The sequence below is a fragment of the Mesorhizobium sp. P2_B5 genome (assembly GCF_056404775.1).
The window spans coordinates 158,120-176,229 of the sequence record NZ_JBFUDJ010000007.1 but is presented as its reverse complement, the minus strand read 5'-3'; the positions used below and the strand labels follow the sequence as shown (position 1 = coordinate 176,229).

Annotated in this window: 20 protein-coding genes; 11 read left to right on the top strand and 9 right to left on the bottom strand. The window is 63.5% G+C overall.

The features are described from left to right. Positions 1-26 precede the first annotated feature (26 nt). Genes flhA through AC1D1N_RS22505 form a run of 3 tightly spaced genes read left to right on the top strand, consistent with a single transcriptional unit; the run spans position 27 to position 3,248 of the window. The gene (gene flhA / locus AC1D1N_RS22515) at positions 27-2,114 is read left to right on the top strand and encodes a flagellar biosynthesis protein FlhA (RefSeq protein WP_477351115.1); all 2,088 of its coding nucleotides are present in this window, start codon (positions 27-29) and stop codon (positions 2,112-2,114) included. Further along, entirely contained in the window at positions 2,111-2,863 is a 753-nt protein-coding gene (gene fliR / locus AC1D1N_RS22510) for a flagellar biosynthetic protein FliR (RefSeq protein ID WP_477351113.1), read from the top strand. Before flhA ends, fliR begins: the two co-directional genes overlap by 4 nt. Before the next feature lies 1 nt (position 2,864). Then, on the top strand, positions 2,865-3,248 hold the full coding sequence (locus AC1D1N_RS22505; RefSeq protein ID WP_477351111.1) for a hypothetical protein: 384 nt from the start codon (positions 2,865-2,867) through the stop codon (positions 3,246-3,248). Between the two features lie 94 nt (positions 3,249-3,342). Here AC1D1N_RS22505 and AC1D1N_RS22500 read toward each other — a convergent pair whose 3' ends face one another. The 3 genes from AC1D1N_RS22500 to AC1D1N_RS22490 all read right to left on the bottom strand — a co-directional run bounded on the left by AC1D1N_RS22500 (position 3,343) and on the right by AC1D1N_RS22490 (position 6,155). After that, positions 3,343-4,158: an oxidoreductase gene (locus AC1D1N_RS22500; protein ID WP_477351109.1), complete on the bottom strand. Its 816-nt coding sequence runs from the start codon at positions 4,156-4,158 to the stop codon at positions 3,343-3,345. Positions 4,159-4,252: 94 nt separating this feature from the next. Further along, complete coding sequence (fabF, locus tag AC1D1N_RS22495) at positions 4,253-5,530, bottom strand: beta-ketoacyl-ACP synthase II (RefSeq protein ID WP_477351107.1); 1,278 nt, start codon at positions 5,528-5,530, stop codon at positions 4,253-4,255. 46 nt (positions 5,531-5,576) lie between these two features. Further along, positions 5,577-6,155, bottom strand: coding sequence for a TetR/AcrR family transcriptional regulator (locus tag AC1D1N_RS22490; RefSeq protein WP_477351247.1), 579 nt, complete (start codon positions 6,153-6,155; stop codon positions 5,577-5,579). A 246-nt stretch (positions 6,156-6,401) separates the two neighbouring features. Here AC1D1N_RS22490 and AC1D1N_RS22485 point away from each other — a divergent pair, with 246 nt between their 5' ends. The 4 genes from AC1D1N_RS22485 to AC1D1N_RS22470 all read left to right on the top strand — a co-directional run bounded on the left by AC1D1N_RS22485 (position 6,402) and on the right by AC1D1N_RS22470 (position 8,459). Continuing rightward, complete coding sequence (locus AC1D1N_RS22485; RefSeq protein ID WP_352556161.1) at positions 6,402-6,974, top strand: rod-binding protein; 573 nt, start codon at positions 6,402-6,404, stop codon at positions 6,972-6,974. Between the two features lie 13 nt (positions 6,975-6,987). Beyond that, positions 6,988-7,404, top strand: coding sequence for a hypothetical protein (locus AC1D1N_RS22480; RefSeq protein ID WP_192254483.1), 417 nt, complete (start codon positions 6,988-6,990; stop codon positions 7,402-7,404). Positions 7,405-7,432: 28 nt separating this feature from the next. Continuing rightward, complete coding sequence (locus AC1D1N_RS22475; RefSeq protein ID WP_436261225.1) at positions 7,433-7,981, top strand: hypothetical protein; 549 nt, start codon at positions 7,433-7,435, stop codon at positions 7,979-7,981. A gap of 193 nt (positions 7,982-8,174) precedes the next feature. Further along, positions 8,175-8,459: an SCP2 sterol-binding domain-containing protein gene (locus tag AC1D1N_RS22470; protein ID WP_477351105.1), complete on the top strand. Its 285-nt coding sequence runs from the start codon at positions 8,175-8,177 to the stop codon at positions 8,457-8,459. 85 nt (positions 8,460-8,544) lie between these two features. On the opposite strand, the gene AC1D1N_RS22465 is transcribed toward AC1D1N_RS22470, so the two are convergent. Next, complete coding sequence (locus AC1D1N_RS22465) at positions 8,545-9,213, bottom strand: GNAT family N-acetyltransferase (RefSeq protein ID WP_477351103.1); 669 nt, start codon at positions 9,211-9,213, stop codon at positions 8,545-8,547. 153 nt (positions 9,214-9,366) lie between these two features. Further along, positions 9,367-10,500 carry an ornithine/lysine decarboxylase gene (gene odc2, locus AC1D1N_RS22460; RefSeq protein WP_112559429.1) on the bottom strand — a complete coding sequence of 378 codons (1,134 nt, stop codon included), beginning with the start codon at positions 10,498-10,500 and terminating at the stop codon, positions 9,367-9,369. Positions 10,501-11,039: 539 nt separating this feature from the next. On the opposite strand from odc2, the gene AC1D1N_RS22455 reads away from it, so the two are divergent. The 4 genes from AC1D1N_RS22455 (at position 11,040) to AC1D1N_RS22440 (ending at position 15,102) form a co-directional block, all read left to right on the top strand. Next, positions 11,040-12,239: an amidase gene (locus AC1D1N_RS22455; RefSeq protein WP_477351101.1), complete on the top strand. Its 1,200-nt coding sequence runs from the start codon at positions 11,040-11,042 to the stop codon at positions 12,237-12,239. 3 nt (positions 12,240-12,242) lie between these two features. Continuing rightward, positions 12,243-13,142: a LysR family transcriptional regulator gene (locus AC1D1N_RS22450; protein ID WP_477351099.1), complete on the top strand. Its 900-nt coding sequence runs from the start codon at positions 12,243-12,245 to the stop codon at positions 13,140-13,142. 89 nt (positions 13,143-13,231) lie between these two features. Beyond that, entirely contained in the window at positions 13,232-13,900 is a 669-nt protein-coding gene (locus AC1D1N_RS22445) for a DUF1007 family protein (protein WP_477351097.1), read from the top strand. A gap of 8 nt (positions 13,901-13,908) precedes the next feature. Beyond that, a complete protein-coding gene (locus AC1D1N_RS22440) occupies positions 13,909-15,102 on the top strand; it encodes a nickel/cobalt transporter (protein WP_477351245.1) in 1,194 nt (397 codons plus the stop codon). Positions 15,103-15,112: 10 nt separating this feature from the next. Here AC1D1N_RS22440 and denD read toward each other — a convergent pair whose 3' ends face one another. Genes denD through AC1D1N_RS22420 form a run of 4 tightly spaced genes read right to left on the bottom strand, consistent with a single transcriptional unit; the run spans position 15,113 to position 18,057 of the window. Continuing rightward, positions 15,113-16,096, bottom strand: a complete 984-nt coding sequence (gene denD, locus AC1D1N_RS22435) for a D-erythronate dehydrogenase (protein WP_477351095.1) — start codon at positions 16,094-16,096, stop codon at positions 15,113-15,115. 11 nt (positions 16,097-16,107) lie between these two features. Then, a complete protein-coding gene (locus AC1D1N_RS22430) occupies positions 16,108-16,314 on the bottom strand; it encodes a hypothetical protein (RefSeq protein WP_477351243.1) in 207 nt (68 codons plus the stop codon). Between the two features lie 58 nt (positions 16,315-16,372). Beyond that, positions 16,373-17,356, bottom strand: coding sequence for a cation diffusion facilitator family transporter (locus AC1D1N_RS22425; RefSeq protein WP_477351093.1), 984 nt, complete (start codon positions 17,354-17,356; stop codon positions 16,373-16,375). Between the two features lie 14 nt (positions 17,357-17,370). Next, entirely contained in the window at positions 17,371-18,057 is a 687-nt protein-coding gene (locus AC1D1N_RS22420; RefSeq protein WP_352586288.1) for a GNAT family N-acetyltransferase, read from the bottom strand. Positions 18,058-18,110: the final 53 nt, after the last annotated feature.

The following is an 18,110-nucleotide window of genomic DNA, read 5'->3' as shown; positions in this document are numbered from 1 at the left end:
CGGGCAGTCCATGGCTCGGGGACGATATGGCGATCAGCGAAAGCTTAGCGACGGGAACAGTGGCCAAGAACGGCCGCGATGTCTTCTTCGCCATCGGCATCGTCATCATCCTGGCCGTGCTGTTCCTGCCGATCCCGGCCTTCCTCATCGACATCGGACTCGCTTTCTCGATCGCGCTGTCGGTGCTGATCCTGATGGTGGCGCTGTGGATCCAGCGGCCGCTCGATTTCTCGTCCTTCCCGACCGTGCTGCTCATCGCGACGATGCTGCGGCTATCCCTCAACATCGCCACCACGCGCATGATCCTGTCGCACGGCAATGAGGGTACGCACGCCGCCGGCTATGTCATCGCCGGCTTTTCCAAACTGGTGATGGCCAGCGACTTCGTCATCGGCCTGATCGTCTTCATGATCCTGATCGTGGTCAACTTCATCGTCATCACCAAGGGCGCCACCCGTATCGCCGAAGTCGGCGCCCGCTTCACCCTCGACGCCATCCCCGGCAAGCAGATGTCGATCGACGCCGATTTGTCCGCCGGCATGATCGACGACAAGACCGCGCAGTTGCGCCGCAGAGAACTGGAGGAAGAATCGTCCTTCTTCGGCTCGATGGACGGCGCCTCGAAATTCGTACGCGGCGATGCCATCGCCGGCCTCATCATTACCGCCATCAACATCGTCGGCGGCATCGCCATCGGCTATATCAGGCATGGCATGGGCATGGGCGAAGCCGCCGATGTGTTCATCAAGCTGTCGGTCGGCGACGGCCTCGTCACCCAGATTCCGGCGCTGATCGTCTCGCTCGCCGCCGGCCTGCTGGTCTCCAAGGGCGGCACGCGCGGCTCGACCAACCAGGCGGTGTTCGGCCAGCTCGGCGCCCATCCGCGCGCGCTCTACGTCGCGGCCTCGCTGCTGGTCCTGCTCGGCCTGATGCCCGGCCTGCCGTTCTTCCCGTTCTTCACGCTCGCCGCCGGCATGGCCGGCCTCGGCTACGTCATCCCGATGCGCGCCAACCGAGAGGCTGCCGCCGTCGAGGCGCTCAAGGACCAGGAGAAGGCCGACAAGGTCGAGGAGGAGAAGAACTCGGTCAAGGCTTCGCTCACCACCGCCGAGATCGAACTTTTGATCGGCAAGCAGCTGTCGACGCGGCTGCTGGTGTCGCACCAGGAACTGGTCTTCCGCATGGCCAAGATGCGCAAGAAGTTCGCCACGCAATACGGCTTCGTCGTACCGGAAGTGCGCGTCGCCGACGATTTCGGCATCCCGCCGAAGAGCTACCAGATCAAGGTCCATGGCACCGTCGTTGCCGAATACCAGATGCGTGTCGGCGAGATCATGGTGCTGCTCGGCACCCGCGACCTGCCCGACGTTCCCGGCGAGGAAATCCGCGAGCCGGCCTTCGGCATGCGCGCCTTCTCGGTGCTCGAAACCTTCGCCGAGGATCTGAAGCGCGAGAACTACACTTTTGCCGACAACATGTCGGTGCTGCTCACCCATCTGTCCGAGGTGATCCGCAACAACCTGCCGCAGCTTCTGTCCTACAAGGACATGAAAGCGCTGCTCGAACGCCAGGATCCGGAATACCGCAAGCTCGCCGACGAGATCTGCACCTCGCACATCTCCTATCCCGGCCTGCAGGCGGTGCTGAAACTGCTGCTCGCCGAGCGCGTCTCGATCCGCAACCTGCACCTGATCATCGAGGCCATCGCCGAGATCGCGCCGCATGTGCGCCGCACCGAGCAGATCGTCGAGCATGTCCGCATCCGCATGGCCCAGCAGATCTGCGGCGATCTCTCCGAAGGCGGCATGCTCAAGGTGCTGCGCCTCGGCAACCGCTGGGACCTCGCCTTCCACCAAAGCCTCAAGCGCGACGCCAAGGGCGAGGTGCGCGAATTCGACATCGACCCTCGCCAGCTGGAAGAATTCGGCCAGGACGCGACCAAGGCGATCCGCAAACATCTCGAGGCAGGCGAGCGTTTTGTCCTCGTCACCGCGCCCGATGCCCGGCCCTATGTGCGCATGATCATCGAGCGCCTGTTCACCACCCTGCCGGTGCTCTCCCATGTCGAAATCGCCAAGGGCGTCGAGATCAAGGTGCTCGGGACGATCTCGTGAACATACTGTCGCAAGGCGTCGTCATCGCCGCCTTCCTCGCCTTCTGCCGCATCGGCGCTTGCTTCATGCTGATGCCGGGCCTGTCCAGCGCCCGCGTACCGGTCCAGGTGCGGCTGTTCGTGTCGATCGCCGCCACCGGTGGCCTGCTCGCCTTCCTGTGGGACAAGATCTTTCCCTTCGTCGATGCGCGTCCGCAGGTGCTGGCGCCGATGATCATTTCCGAACTGCTCGTCGGCGGGCTGATCGGCGCCATGACCAGGCTCTACATGGAGGCGCTGCGCTTCATGGGCTCGGCCATCGCCATGCTGATCGGCTATGGCGGCACCGGCGGCCCCGCCATCGAGGAGCCGGAACCTCAGCCGGCTCTTGCCGCCATCATCTCATTTTCGGCGCTGCTGCTGCTCTTCGTCTTCGATTTCGACCACGAGATCATCCGCGCGCTGGTTGCCTCCTACACGGTGGCGCCGGTCAACGTCTTCTTCAACCCGCAGGCCGCCCTGGTCGATCTCACCGACACGGTGTCGGACGCTTTCTTCCTGGTCCTCCGGCTCGGCAGCCCGTTCATCGCCTATGCCATCCTCGTCAACCTGACTATCGGCTTCGTCAACAAGCTGACGCCGCAGATTCCGGTCTATTTCATCTCGCTGCCCTTCGTCATTGCCGGCGGCATGATCATCTTCTACTTCGCCATCGGCACCATGCTGTCGCTTTTCGTCGACGGCTTCGTCGACCTGACGCTGGCGAGGTGAGATGACAACGCGCAAGGAACGGCTGAAGAAACTGGTCAAGGTACAGGAGCAGTTGAAGGCGCTGCACGAGACCCGCCATGCGAGCTTCGTGGCTGCGGCGGCATCCGCAGAGACCGAGGCCAAGGAGCTGGTCCAGCATTTCGACGCCGACCAGTCGATGGCGGTCCTGTTTCCAGACCTTTACCATCGCCGCATCGCCAACGCGCTGATCCGGCAGGAAGCGAGCCTGGAAAGCGCCAGGCAAGAGGTCGGGCTGATCGCCACCGCGACGGCGCGCACCAACATGGTCGAGCGAGCCTACAAGGATGTGCGCCGCCAGGACGAGCGCGAACGCTCCGACCGCGACCGGCTGGATCTTATCGCCCAGAAGGGGGGGCAGGAGTAGCGGCGAGAGTTTTTGCTTTGACCCGAAACCAGCCTTTACCACGCCGACTGGCCGCTCGATACCCTTTAGGCCCCGCGATCTTGATGTCCTTTCGTCAGACCGGCAGCCCGAGCTGCTTTCGCAGGCTTTTGTCGAATGCGGACGCGGGGACGAAACGGCGCAGGAAACTGACCTGGCGCGCCATTTTTCCCGCCGCGTAGCGTTTCTTCGGAGTGGGATCGATCGCAGCGGCCAAAACGGTCTGGGCTACCACTTCGGGCGCATCGCCTTTTTCCATCGCTTTCCGCACGGCTACAGTCATGCCAGCGCGGGCGGAATCATAAATATCAAGCAACCGATCGGGGGCGGCGAGATTGTCCTCGAATGACGTGCGGGTATAGGCGGGCTCCACCAACGAAACGCGAATACCGAACGGGCGCAATTCGTGATCGAGCGATTCGGAATAGCCTTCAACGGCATGTTTGGTCGACGAATAAAGCGCGAAATAGGGGGCGGGGATAAACCCCTGTACCGAACTCAAATTAACGATTCTGCCCTTCCCTTGGCGTCGCATTGCCGGCAACACCGCGTTGGTCACGCGGAAAACGCCGAAGACGTTGACGTCGAACAGCGCCTGAGCCTGTGCGGTCGAGGACTCCTCCGCGCCGCCAAACAGACCCATGCCGGCATTGTTGACAAGCAGGTCGATGCGTCCGGCCTTGGCCAGAACGTCATCGACCATTTTCGCAACGGACGCGTCGTCGGTCACGTCACAGGTCAGCATGGTAACGCCGTCGGATTGTTTGGAGACCGTGCGACGGCTGGTTCCGAATACGCGATAGCCCGCGTTCCGTAGGGTGTTGGCGGTTGCGCGCCCGATGCCGGAGGATGCCCCTGTGACGAGGGCGACGCCAGGATTGGTCTTGTTCATGGAAATCATTTCCTTCTTTGCGTTGGATCGGTGTTGGAGAAGCATGAAAGGTCGGAGCAAAGGGCGTCAGTCATGACTGCCTCTGGCGCTCGCGTCAGGCTACCGGGTGGTTCCAGCGCCTGAACAAGGCGCTGGCATTCACGCCGCCAAAGCCGAATCCATTGGAGATCGCGTACTCCATCTCCACTGGCCGGGGCACGTTTGCGACGAAGTCGATTCCGTCGCCGGCCGGATCGGCCGCGCCCAGATTGAGGGTCGGCGGGGCGACCTGATCCCTGAGCGCCCGGATCGCGAAGATGGCACCAAGCCCGCCAGCCGCGCCCAGCAGGTGTCCGGTCGCCGATTTCGTTGCGCTGACTGCTATCGCGTAATCGCGCCCGAACACGCTCTTGATTGCCTCGATCTCGCCCAGGTCGCCTACTGGCGTGGAGGTCGCATGCGCATTGAGATGACGAACCTCGCGCGGCGAAATCCCTGCTTGCGCAATTGCGATCTCCATGGCTCGGCGCGCACCGTCGCCGTCCTCGGGACCAGAAGTGACGTGGTGAGCATCCGCGGTCGTCCCGTAGCCGACGAGCTCGGCGAGCGGTTTTGCGCCGCGCGCCAGCGCATGCCTCAATTCCTCGATGACCAGCATGCCAGCTCCTTCGCCCATGACGAAGCCGTCGCGCGACTTGTCGAACGGTCGGGAGGCCTCATCAGGACGGTGATTAAAGGAGGTCGAAAGAGAGCGTGCCGCGGCAACCCCCCCGAGGCTGACGATATTCATGCATGCTTCCGTCCCGCCGCATACGGCAATATCAGCTTCATTGGCGCGAATAAGACGAGCCGCATCGCCGATCGCCTGGATGCCGGCCGCGCACGCCGTCACCGGCGCGCCGAGTGGGCCTTTGAAGCCATGGCGGATCGAGATGTGGCCTGCAGCAAGATTCACCAGGAAGGACGGCACCGTAAAGGGCGACAGGCGGCGGACGCCACGCAAGTCGACGGTGCGCACCGCCTCGGTGATGGCGGGAAATCCGCCGATCCCTGAAGCGATGATCGTGGCCGTGCGCAGGCGGTCCGTTTCCGAGCCCGGCTTCCATTTTGCCTGCACAAGCGCCTCTTCCGCCGCCGCCAGCGCAAAGAGGATGAACCGATCTACCTTGCGCTGATCCTTCGGCGGCAGGACGGCATCCGGATCGAAACCAGCGTCCGGATCTTCTTCTATGGAGGGCACCACCCCGCCGACCTTCGCGGGCAGGTCGCCCACCACATCGTCCGGAAGCCTCCGGATGCCCGAGCGGCCGGCCAGGAGACGCGACCAGGACGCTTCAACATCGGCAGCAAGGGGCGTGACCGCCCCCATGCCTGTAACCACAATCCGTCGCATCTATTCTCCTATCACTTGGGTGCGCCGACAGCGCTGTCCACGCCGTTCAAGCGGTGACTGCTTCGCGAACCTGATCGGTCGCCGCATCCAGAAAAGCCTGCGCGAGGCCCGGGTCGTTGACGACCCGCGAGAGCAGCACCGCGCCGACCATTGTCGAGAGAATGGCCATGGCCTTGCCGCGGGCCTCGTCGCCGTCGGCCTCGCCAACCCAACTGCCGAGCATCTCAAGGTACTCCTTGATCCCGGCTTCGAATGACGCCTTGACGTCGGCACCCTGTCTGGCAGCATCCGAGCCGAGTGCAACGACCGGGCAGCCGTCCATCTTTTCTTCGCGATGATCCATGCTGAGATAGAACGAGATCACTGCGTCGAGCGGATTCTCGGGGTTTGCTGCTGTTGCGGCCGACCACCGGTGGGTGGCGCTCTCCATCGCCCGCCTGGATGCCTGCGCAGCCAAGTCGTCCTTTGACGCGAATTGCTTGTAAAAGGCGCCTTGGGTCAGTCCGGCACCCTTCATCAGATCCTTAAGGCCGATGCCGTCAAAGCCTCGCTCCCGAAAAAGACGGCTCGCCACATTGATCACGGCTTGGCGGTTTTCCGCGGCTTGGGTCCGACTCACGCGCATCGTCATCTCCGGTTTTTAGATTACGTTCATAATCTATACCTCATATAGAGTGTGAACGCAATCTATTGCGGCTCGAGCGATTAAGCCGACTGCGGATGAGATCTATGAGGTTTCGACGGAGGAACTGGAACGACGACCAGTCTAGGCTGCCCAACACGCCTGCATTCCGCCCTCTCCCGCGCAAGCCTGCCACAAGCTTGTTGCGGCATGGTCCTTCCAGGAAACCCGGCAAAGAGGCGGACTTTCTTGGCGATTTCTCCACCCAGTGACATCGTTCTCGATGTTGCCCGAGCCGTCGACCCGACGGACATCGAGGCTGCCCGTGCCGCGCTCACCAAGCGGGCCAACGGCGTTGGCGGCGCCTTCTCTGTTGACATGGCGGCTTCCGTCGACGCCGGCTCGATACTGTCGCGCGCCACGGCCGACAAGGCCGCTGCAGGCGCCGATCCCGCCAACAAGTTCAAGAAGTTCGAGGCGATGGTCCTGCAGACCTTCATCCAGAACATGCTGCCCAAGGACACCGAGGGCGTCTACGGCAAGGGGCTGGCCGGCGACATGTGGAAATCGCAGCTGGCCGAGCGCGTCGCCGACGTCATGGCCGAGCGCGGCGGCATCGGCATCGCCAAATCGCTGCTCGCCGACCACTACAAGGACGGCAAGCGCACCGTGCCTATAGGGCCGGTGTCAACCGGGCCGCACAAGACCGAGATCGACCAGCAGACCCGGCTCTCCACCTCGCTGGTCGAGGAATTGCAGCGCAAGGCCGCACGGTCGATGACCGGCGACGAGACGACCATCAAAACCGACATCAAGATCTAGACCAGGATTTTCAATGGCCGATTTTTCAAAATTCTCTTCCAACCTGCCGGCACGTACTTCCGAGGCGCCGATCCCCTTTGCACGTCCGGGCAACCTTGCCGCCATCATCGGCCGCATAGAGGAGGCGGTCGAGGAAGAGACGGCGGGCCTGAAGAACGACACGAGCTACGACCTCAAGGCCTCGAACGCCCGCAAGAGCCGCTACCTCTATGAGCTGACCCGCGCCATGAAGGGCGCCAACGAGCTCGAGTTCCTGGAAGAGCACCGCGACAGCCTGGCGCGGCTGCGCCAGAAGCTGGCGAAGAACGAGGCCGCGATCCTCGCCCACCTCAACGCGGTCAACGAGGTCGCGACGCTCCTGAAGAACGCCATCCAGCGCGCCGAAGCCGACGGCACCTACTCGGCCGGCGAATTCGGATGGGCGAGCTGATGATCTCGGCAACAGGCGGGAACAGCCGGTGATCAAATTCATCGCCGCCGCGATCTGGATTTGCGCCGCCACGCTGGGCGCCGTGTTCTATTCGTTCCAGGCGGCCGGCGAGCGCGGCGTCGGCGAAACGCCGAAGCCAATGCTGGGCGGTCTCGACTACGTCAAGACCGACATCATCTCGGTGCCGCTGATCCGCAATTCGAAGATCGACGGCTATTTCCTCACCAAGCTCGTCTACACGGTCGAGCCTGCCGAGATAAAGAAGATGTCGATCCCGGCCGAAGCGCTGATGACCGATCAGGTCTATTCCTATCTCTATTCCAACCCGCAGATCGACTTCACCAAGAAGGAAACCATCGATCTCGACGCCTTCCGCAAGGCCATACGCGACACCGTCAATGTCCGCGTCGGCGCCGATCTGGTGCACGAAGTGCTGATCGACCAGGTCAACTTCCTGACCAAGGACGAGATCCGCGACAACGCCATGCGCCGCCGCAAGGACCCGGCCACGCCGACCGAACCGGCCGCGGCGGAATCGGCCCAAGGCGAGCCGGCCAAACCGGCCGCGGAGCACTGACCCCGCCGCAGGAGGGATGTTCCCTTCGCCTTTGTTCCTTCCGACTGAAACGAGATGACGCACCGCGTTGACGTTTACGTCAACTCGAAGCTATATGCGCCAAGCGACCAGGATCGCGGCACGCGCGAGACAGCGACTTCGGCAGAGGCCGGCACTGACGCGTGGCAAAACGCAACGAGACGAGGAGAACAGCATGGGCGTTCAGGAGATTGCCGAGAAGATGAAGTCGCGCGTGGCGAGCGCCGGGTTCGAACATTCGGTGAAGTTCGATACCGGCAGCGACGGCGTCATCGTCATCGACGGCGCAACCGTCTCGACCACCGACGTTCCGACCGACTGCACCGTCAAACTGTCGCTCGACGATCTGGATTCGCTGATCGCCGGCGACCTCAACCCGACCATGGCGTTCATGTCCGGCAAGATAAAGGTCGAAGGCGACATGACAGTCGCCATGGCGCTCAGCCAGTTGCTTGGCTAATCCCGTCGCAAAAGCAAAACGCCGCCCATCAGGCGGCGTTTTGCTTTTGTCGACCCAGGCTTTTGCGCCCTAGAAGCCGAAGGCTTTACGCCGCGAAGGTCAGCGGCAGCGCCTTGAGCTTGCGCCCGGCCGCCTTCACCGTGCCGTGCGCGCCGTCGAGCGCGCCCTCGACCAGCTCCAGCGCCAGCAGGCGGTGCCGCTCATACGGGCCGGGCATGGCGAGAGAACCGGTCTTGTCGGCCGAAAAGCCGAAGCGACCATAGTAAGGCGCATCGCCGACCAGCAGGATCGCAGCATGGCCGAGACGCGCGGCCTCGGCCAGCGCATGGCGCATCAGCGCCGAGCCAATTCCGGCGTTCTTCAGCGCCGGGTCGACAGCGAGCGGGCCGAGCAGAAGGGCCGCCGGACCGCCCTCGCCCAGCCGCACATCCCACAGCCGCACGGTGCCGACAACCGCGCCCGCCGCATCGCGCACGACAAAGGCGAGGCCTTCGGAAGGCCGGCGGCCACGCCGCAGCTTCTCCGACGATTTCTTGCGCCGCATCTGGCCCATGGCATCGTCAAGCAGTGCCTCGCGCGATGCAATGTCGGCCGCAGTTTCAGCGACGATGACAATGGCGCGGACACTCTCCCCTCTTGAAGGGGAGATGTCGCCGAAGGCGACAGAGGGGGTCGCCGCGCGTGAAGCGCCAACGCCCCTTATCGCAAAAGAAGTCGAGGCAGCCGAGGCGACCCCCTCTGGCCTGCCCGCCATCTCCCCCTCAAGGGGGGAGATCCCCACGGCACCGTCAATGTAATTTGCAACGTCCAATTCCGCGATCCTTCACGAGCGGAGCTTGTTCCACAGGCGAACCCAAGTGGGCGACAAACGCCCACCTGGGATGATCTGATCGGTCCTTTCGAACCGTCAGATCACGTAGGATCGGAGAGGCTCGAAGCCGTTGAAGGCGACCGCCGAGTAGGTGGTCGTGTAGGCGCCGGTGCCTTCGATCAGTACCTCGTCGCCGATGGTCAGCGACAAGGGCAGCGGATACGGCGTCTTCTCGTACATCACGTCGGCCGAATCGCAGGTCGGGCCGGCGAGCACGCAAGGCGCAGTCTCCGAACCGTCATGGCGGGTCACCAGCGGGTAGCGGATCGCCTCGTCCATCGTCTCGGCCAGACCGCCGAACTTGCCAATGTCGAGGAACACCCAGCGCACATTGTCGTTGTCGGCCTTCTTGGAGATCAGCACGACTTCCGACTTGATGACGCCGGCATTGCCGACCATGCCGCGGCCCGGCTCGATGATGGTCTCCGGGATGGCGTTGCCGAAATGCTTGCGCAGGGCCGAGAAGATCGCCTGGCCATAGGCCTGGGCGGCCGGCACGTCACGCAGATAGCGCGTCGGGAAACCGCCGCCCATATTGACCATCTTCAAGACGATGCCTTCATCGGCAAGCGTGGCGAAAACCTTCTTGGCGTCGGCCAGCGCACGGTCCCAGGCCGTCAGGTCGGTCTGCTGCGAGCCGACATGGAACGACACGCCATAGGCGTCGAGGCCGAGCGTCTTGGCGTGGCGCAGCACGTCGACGGCCATCGCCGGCACGCAGCCGAACTTGCGCGACAGCGGCCATTCGGCGCCTTCGCCGTCGGTCAGCACGCGGCAGAACACGCGCGCGCCGGGAGCGACGCGGGCGATCTTGTCGACTTCCTCGACGCAATCGACCGCGAACAGCCGGATGCCGAGCTGGTAGGCGCGTGCAATGTCACGCTCCTTCTTGATGGTGTTGCCGAAGGAGATGCGGTCCGCCGGCGCACCGGCGTCCATCGCCATCTCGACTTCGGCAACGGAAGCGGTGTCGAAGGACGAGCCCATCGCAGCAAGGAGGCGCAGGATTTCCGGCGCCGGGTTTGCTTTCACCGCATAGTAGATCCTGGAATCGGGCAGCGCTTTTTCGAAGGCGCGGAAATTGTCGCGCACGACATCGAGGTCGACGACCAGGCAGGGGCCGGACGGACGTCGGGTGGCGAGGAAGTCAAGGATGCGCTGGGTGGCCATCGGGGTCTCTCCATCGCGCCTTTCGGCGCGCACAAGGGTGCGGACGCGGGCTGTCGGCCTCGCGAACACGCGGTCAAACAAAGGCGGGACGTCGAATTCATGGAACCAGCCGGTGGAGACCCCGGAACCATGAAACGCCGTCTCGCGGCGATGAACCTTGGCCTTGCCCGGCCTCGGTTCGCTTTGTCTGCCTTGGCTTGGATGGGAGACCCGTCCGCACTGCCGGCAATGAAGGTGTGCCTCTTTAGTAACCCCGGTCTTTGGACAACCGGAAGAGAACCAGAAAGGCCCGCACCGTCGTTGCTTCAAGGTGTCCTCGGGCTGGCGGTTGGCCGCTAGACCGACTGGAGGGGTTGGCTCCAGTTACCTTACCGATTTCCCTCACCATTCGAGGATCGGCGGACACCCACAGGCACGTGCGACTTTGGGCAAGCGCGATATAAGATCGAAAGATTTCACAATCAATAAAAATCGTATCCCAGGTTGTAAAATTTCTGGCATCGAACAATGCTGCGCGAACTGTATCCGGATATCGAACGATGCCAGGCACGCACGGCCCGCTCAACGCCTTCCTCAATCTGCGTCGAATGCCGGTCGCCAATGCGGAACTGGGGCCGCTGGCCGGGCTCAGGCTGGCCGTGAAGGACATTTACGACGTCGCCGGCTACCGTACCGGTTGCGGCAATCTGGCGAAGTTCGACGAGGCGCACGCAGCCTCCAGCACCGCACCGGCCGTGCAGATGATTCTCGATGCCGGCGCGCGCTTCATCGGCAAGACGCAGACCGACGAACTCGCATTCTCGCTGATGGGCCAGAACGCGCATTTTCCGTTCCCGGTGAACCCGGCAGCACCCGATCGCGTCACCGGCGGATCGTCGTCTGGCTCGGCGGCGGCAGTGGCGGGCAAGCTTGCCGACATCGCCACCGGCTCCGACACCGGCGGCTCGATCCGCGCGCCGGCGAGCTTTTGCGGGCTGATCGGACTGCGCACCACGCATGGCCGCATTTCGCTCGAAGGCACGATGAAGCTGGCGCCGAGCTTCGACACGTTCGGCTGGTTCGCCGACGACATCGAGACCTATGAGACGATCGGCAAATTGCTGCTCGACCGCGACCCGCATCAGCATCCGCTCAACCGGCCGCTTTCGATCCGCTGGCTGGACGCCTTTGTGGCCGGGCCGGCCGAAGCCGCCGAGTACGCCAGGATGAGGGCGCTGGCGGCCACTGTGGTCGGTGAACCAAAGCCGGTGGAATACGTCTTCGCTTCCTTCCCCGACGAGCTCTACTGGTGCTTTCGCCGTCTGCAGGCCGCCGAAGCCTGGCAGCAGCACGGCGCCTGGATCGTGTCGGGCGAGCGCCATCTCGGGCCGGGCGTCGAGGAACGCTTTGGCTTTGGCCGGACGATCGACGCCAAGACGGCGCAGGCCGAAGCGGTGCGCCGCCTGACCTTCCGCTCCGAGCTTGCCGCCCTGCTCGGCCAGGACGGGTTTCTGGTCCTGCCCACCGTTCCGGGTCCCGCCCCTCTCGTTAAAAGCGAGCCGCAGCAGCTTCAGGCCTACCGCGAAAGGGCCTTGCATCTTTTGTGTCTTTCGGGTCTTTCAGGCTTTCCGCAAATCACCCTGCCGCTGGGCTCGGTCGACGGCGCCCCTTTCGGCCTCTCGCTTCTCGGCCCTCCCGGCAGCGACATTGCCCTGATACGGCTCGGCCGGCGGCTTCTCGATACGGCACGAAAGGCCTGATCCATGGACACACTGACCCGCATGCGCGCCTTCATCGACGTCGTCGAGGCCGAAGGTTTTTCCGCCGCTGCGCGCAAGATCGGCCGCTCCAAGGCGCTGCTGTCGAAATATGTGCGCGAACTCGAGGACGAACTCGGCGCGCTGCTGCTCAACCGCACCACACGCCAGTTCTCGATGACCGAGGCCGGCCATACCTACTACAGCCGCGCTTCGGAAATCGTGCGCGAGGTCGATAGCCTAGCCGACGCGGTGCGCGAATCCTCCGGCGATGTGCGCGGCAGGATCAAGCTATCGGCGGCGCGCACCTTTGCCGATGCGCCGATCGGCCAGTCGCTGATCGATTTCGCCAAGCAGCATCCCGACATCGTGCTCGACATCCATCTCGACGACCGTTTTGTCGATCTGGTCGAAGAAGGTTTCGATCTTGCGGTGCGCATCTCGCGGCTCGAAAACTCCTCGCTGATCGCCCGGCGCCTCGGGCCATTCTCCGTCAGGCTGTGCGCATCGCCGGAACTGATCGCCAAGCACGGCAAGCCGACGCGCCCGCAGGATCTTGCCAACATGCCCTGCATCGTCGACACCAATGGCCGTTCGCTCGCCAACTGGCGCTTCAAGGGCGATGGCGAGGAGTCGGTCAGCGTCAACGTGTCGGGGCCGATCGAGGTCAACAGTCCGATGGCCGCACGTGCTGCCGCCGTGTCAGGCCTGGGCTTCGCCATCCTGCCCGATTTCATCGCCGCCCCCGACCTAGCGTCCGGCCGGCTGGTTTCCTTGCTCGACGACCGCATCCAGTCGGGCAGCGGCATTTTTGCTGTCTACCCCCACCGCCGCTATCTGCCGGCCAAGGTCCGCGTTTTCGTCGATTTTCTGGTGCAGTGGTTCAAGAACCGCGAAGGCGCCTGACCTGTCTTAGCTGTGTCGCGGTCCCAATTTCGCCCGCTTTCTGGTAACCTCTCGAAATCTCTCCGAGGCCGATGGAACAGCGACCGAGAATGCACCTGAAACGGCACGCAATTATGCTGGCTTCGGCCTTGGCGGCGCCTTTTGCCGCCGTTGGAGCGGCTGCGGCGCATCCTCATGTCTTCGCCGAGGCCCGCCTCGACGTGATCCTCTCGCCAGATCACCAAAGTGTGAAAGCGCTGCGCCACCTCTGGCGCTTCGACGATTTGTTTTCGAGTACGGTGATGATGGAGTTCGACAAGAACTCCGACCTGAAGCTTGACGACAAGGAGCTGAAGGATGTCGCCGACACCGTCCATGCCTCGCTGGCCGAGTTCAACTATTTCCAGCTCGTCACCGTCAACGGCAAGGACGTGCCGATGACGCCGCCGCCGCACCTGATGGCCAATTTCGACAACGACCAGCTGATCATCCTGTTCGAATCCGAACCGAAGGAGCCGATCAAACTCGCCGGCAAGATCGATTTCGGTGTCTACGATCCGACCTTCTACACGGCCATCGATTTCACCGAGGATTCCAACATCACCGTCGAAGGCCTGCCCTCGAACTGCACCAGCAAGGTCATCCGGCCCGATCCGGACGAGGCTATCAAGGAAAACCAGAAGACCCTGACGGAAGCTTTCTTCAACGACCCGACAGGCACCGACATGAGCAAGATCTTCGCCACCAAGCTCGAACTGAACTGCCCGCCAGAAGGATAGATCCGGTGATGAAACCGTCCCTGCGTTTGGCATTCGGCCTCGTGGCCGCTGCCCTGGTGATGACGCACTTTCTCGGGCAGGCCCACGCCCAGAGCTCACTGGGTATCGGCGTCAATGACGGCATGGCGCCGACCACCGGACTGTTCGCCCACATCCTGATGTGGATCAATCTCAGGCAGCAGGAATTTTACCGCGCGCTGGCCACAGCGATGAAGGCGATGCGCGAGGACGGCAGCAAGATGTGGCTGCTGATCGGCCTGTCCTTCGCCTACGGCATTTTCCACGCCGCCGGCCCCGGCCACGGCAAGGCGGTGATCTCGTCCTACATGGTGGCCAATGAAGTGGCGCTCAAGCGCGGCATCCTGTTGTCCTTCGTCTCGGCGCTGCTGCAGGGCCTGACCGCGGTCGTGGTGATGCTGCTTGCCTATTTCGTGTTGCGCGGCACCGCCATCTCGATGACCGACGCGGCCTGGTTCATGGAGATCATGAGCTATATCTTCGTCACTCTGTTCGGCGCCTGGCTGCTGTGGCGCAAGCTCGGGCCAACGGTCCTGCGCTGGTTCGGCAAGGCGCCCGCCTACAGCCTGTCGGCGGCCCATGCCGGTCATTCCCATGGCGGCCATGCCGGCCATTCTCACGCCGGTCACTCGCATGCTCCTCACAGCCATGCGGCGTATGCGCATTCGCATGCCCTGCATGTGCATGACGACCATGACCACGACCATTCGCATGATCATCACGATCACGCTGCGCACGATCACGCCACACACGATCATGCCCATCACGACCACGCTCATCATGATCACGCGGCGGGCGAGGTCTGTGACACGTGCGGCCATTCGCATGCGCCCGATCCGGCGCTGCTGTCTGGCGACCGCTTCGACTGGCGCACGGCGTGGTCGGCTGTGGCCGCCGTCGGCATTCGCCCCTGTTCCGGCGCGCTGATTGTGCTCAGCTTCGCGCTGCTCAACGGCCTGTGGCTCGGCGGCCTGCTGTCGGTGCTGGCGATGTCGCTCGGCACCGCCATCACTGTCTCGGCGCTGGCGACCATCGCGGTGACCGCCAAGAACTGGGCAGTCTATTTCGCCGGCGATGGCCGCATGGGCAACCGCATCCATACGTTCGTCGAGATCGGCGGCGCCGCCTTCGTCTTCCTGTTCGGATTGCTGCTTTTGTCGGCGAGCCTGACCGGCAGCGTTTGATCCCTGCGGGTCAGGCCTGACCCGCAATCTTGCCGTCGAGCTCATCCTCGATATGCGCTTGGATGATTTCATCGAAGCTCTTCTCGGCGCTGAAGCCGAGATCTCGTGAGCGCCGCGCCTCGAAGCGCGTCGGCCAGCCCTTGACGATTGCCCAGATGGTTTCGTCGGGCTCCTCACGGATCAGCTTCACGACCTCGGCGCCTGCGATGCGCTCCAACGCCTCGATCTGCTCGCCAACGGTGACGGCGACACCGGGCATGGTCAGATTGCGGCGCGGCCCGACGGCGGCACCGTTGATTCCCGCAGCATGGATCAGGAAATTCACCGCCGAGCGCGGGCTGGCATGGGTGTGCAGCACCGAACGCGGCACCGGCAGGATCGCCTCCTGCCCGGCGAGCGGCTCGCGGATGATGCCGGAGAAGAAGCCGGAGGCCGCCTTGTTCGGCTTGCCCGGCCGCACGCAAATGGTCGGCAGACGGATGCCGATGCCGTCGAAGAAGCCGCGCCTGGAATAGTCGGCCAGCAGCGCTTCGCTCATCTGCTTCTGCGTGCCGTAGGAGGTCAGCGGCGTCGGGTGGAAGTCGTCCGGGATGACATCCGGGAACGGCGCGCCGAACACAGCGATCGACGAGGTGAAGACGAGGCGCGGCGCAAAGCCCGCCAGCCGCACGGCATCGAACAGCGCCCGTGTGCCGTCGAGGTTGACGCGGTAGCCGAGATCGAAATTGGCTTCCGCCTCGCCCGACACGATGCCGGCGAGATGGAACATGACGTCAGGGCGCGAGGCGACCAGGCTCTCTGCAGCACCGACGTCCGCAAGGTCGCCGGTATGCGTGGCGATGCTGACGCCCTCCATCGCCGGCGCCTGCGGCGGCACGATGTCGTGCAGGTCGAGCGCCGTGATCTTGCGGCCGTTGAGCGTGCCGTCCTTGGCCAGCCGGGCGATAAGCTTGCGGCCGACCATGCCGGCGGCGCCAGTAATCAGGATGCGCATTTCAAAGCCTCTTATTTGCCTTTGTTCTGGCTGCGCCCGCGCAGCCAGAACACCAGAAAGAATGCCAGCACGAAGCCGGTGCCGACGATGCCGGCAAGGACGGTCGAGATATTGCCGAGCGCCAGCATCACGGTCGGCAGATTGTAGGCCGCAATGCCGAACAGCAGCATGATCCAGGCCGCGGCAATCAGCGCGTTTCTGTTGTCGCGATCCATCATGCCGTTCCGCCGTCGTGGGAACTCGTCAACCTGGATGCCAATGCCATGAAATTCCCTGTCAGTGGTAATGGCCGTGATGCGGTGGCGCACCATGGTCGTGGTCATGATCGTGGTCGTGCTCGTCATGGCTGTCGGCGCACTGGCCGAATTCCGGCTCGACGGTGGCGTGGCTGATGCCATGCTCTGCGGCGAGCCGCTTCTTGATCGCGCTGACCGCCTGATGCGGATCGACGCCATCGTTCAAACAAGCATGCAGCGTCGCCATGTTGCTGGAGCCGTCCAGCGACCAGACATGCATGTGGTGCACCTCGCGCACGCCCTTGATCGTCCCGGAAATGTCCTTTGCGATGAGATCGCGATCGAGGCTTGCCGGCACGCCTTCGAGCAGCACATGGGCGGCTTCGCGCATCAGCGACCAGGCGGTGGACAGGATCAGCACCGAGACCAGCACCGACAGGATCGGATCGATAGGCGTCCAGCCGGTCGCCAGGATGACCAGCGCCGCCACGATCGCCGCCGCCGAGCCGAGCAGGTCGCCCAGCACATGCAGGATGGCGCCGCGCATGTTGAGGCTTTCGCGGTCGCCGCCATGCAGCACGAAGAACGAAGCCATGTTGACCAGAAGGCCGGCGATCGCCACCACCAGCATCGGCCCGCCCAGCACCGGTGCCGGCGTCATCAACCGGCCCCAGGCCTCGTAGACGATCCACAGCGCGATAGCGAAGATGGCGATGCCGTTGGTGTAGGCAACCAGCGTCTTGACCCGGCCGAAGCCGTAGGTGAGACGCACGGTCGCTGGTCGTCCTGCGAGATGGAAGGCATACCAGGCAAGGCCGAGCGCGATGGAGTCGGCCAGCATATGACCGGCATCGGCCAGCAGCGCCAGCGATCCCGTCAGCAGGCCGCCCAGCACTTCGGCAACCATGAAGCCAGCGGTCAGGCAGGCTGCGATCAGCACGCGCTTCTTGTCGGTCGAGCCATGCAGGTGACCGGCGCCGTGGCTGTGGCCAGCGTGCGAACCGTGATCATGGCTGTGCGCCATCGCCTAAACTCCTGCTACGCGCCGAACTCGGCGCGGAAATCCTCGAGCCGCCGCTTCTGCCGGCCTTCGCCATCGAAATTGGCCGGATCGAGCCAGGCCTCGTAAGCTTTGCGAAGCGCCGGCCATTCCTTGTCGATGATCGAGTACCACGCGGTATCGCGGTTTTCACCCTTGACCACAAGATGCTGGCGGAAAATGCCCTCGAACTTGAAGCCGAACCGTTCCGCCGCGCGCTTCGACGGTTCGTTGCGGTTGTTGCATTTCCATTCGTAGCGGCGATAGCCGAGCCCGTCGAAAATGTACTTCATGAACAGGAACTGCGCTTCGGTTGCCGCAGGTTTGCGTGAGATCAGCGGACCCCAATAGATGTTGCCGATCTCGATGACGCCATAGGCTGGATCGATGCGCATCAGCGTCTGCCGCCCGGCGACCTTGCCGCTGGCCTTGTCGATGACCGTGAAGAACAGCGGATCCTCACTTGCCTCGACCTTGTCCAGCCATGGCTGGAAATCGGCGCGGGTCTGCGGCGGATAGTCGGGCAGCCAGGCAAAGCGGCCGTCGATGTCGGGCACGGATGACGCCTCGTAGAGGCCGTCGCCATGCTTTTCAGCACTCAACGGCTCAAGACGGACATAGCGTCCGTCCAGAACTTTTCGTTCCGGACGCGGGCGGGGCTGCCAATTCGCAAGATTTTCCGACACCAAAGACTCCAATCCGTTTGACATTTGCGGTTGGACGCTCACAAAAACGCGAC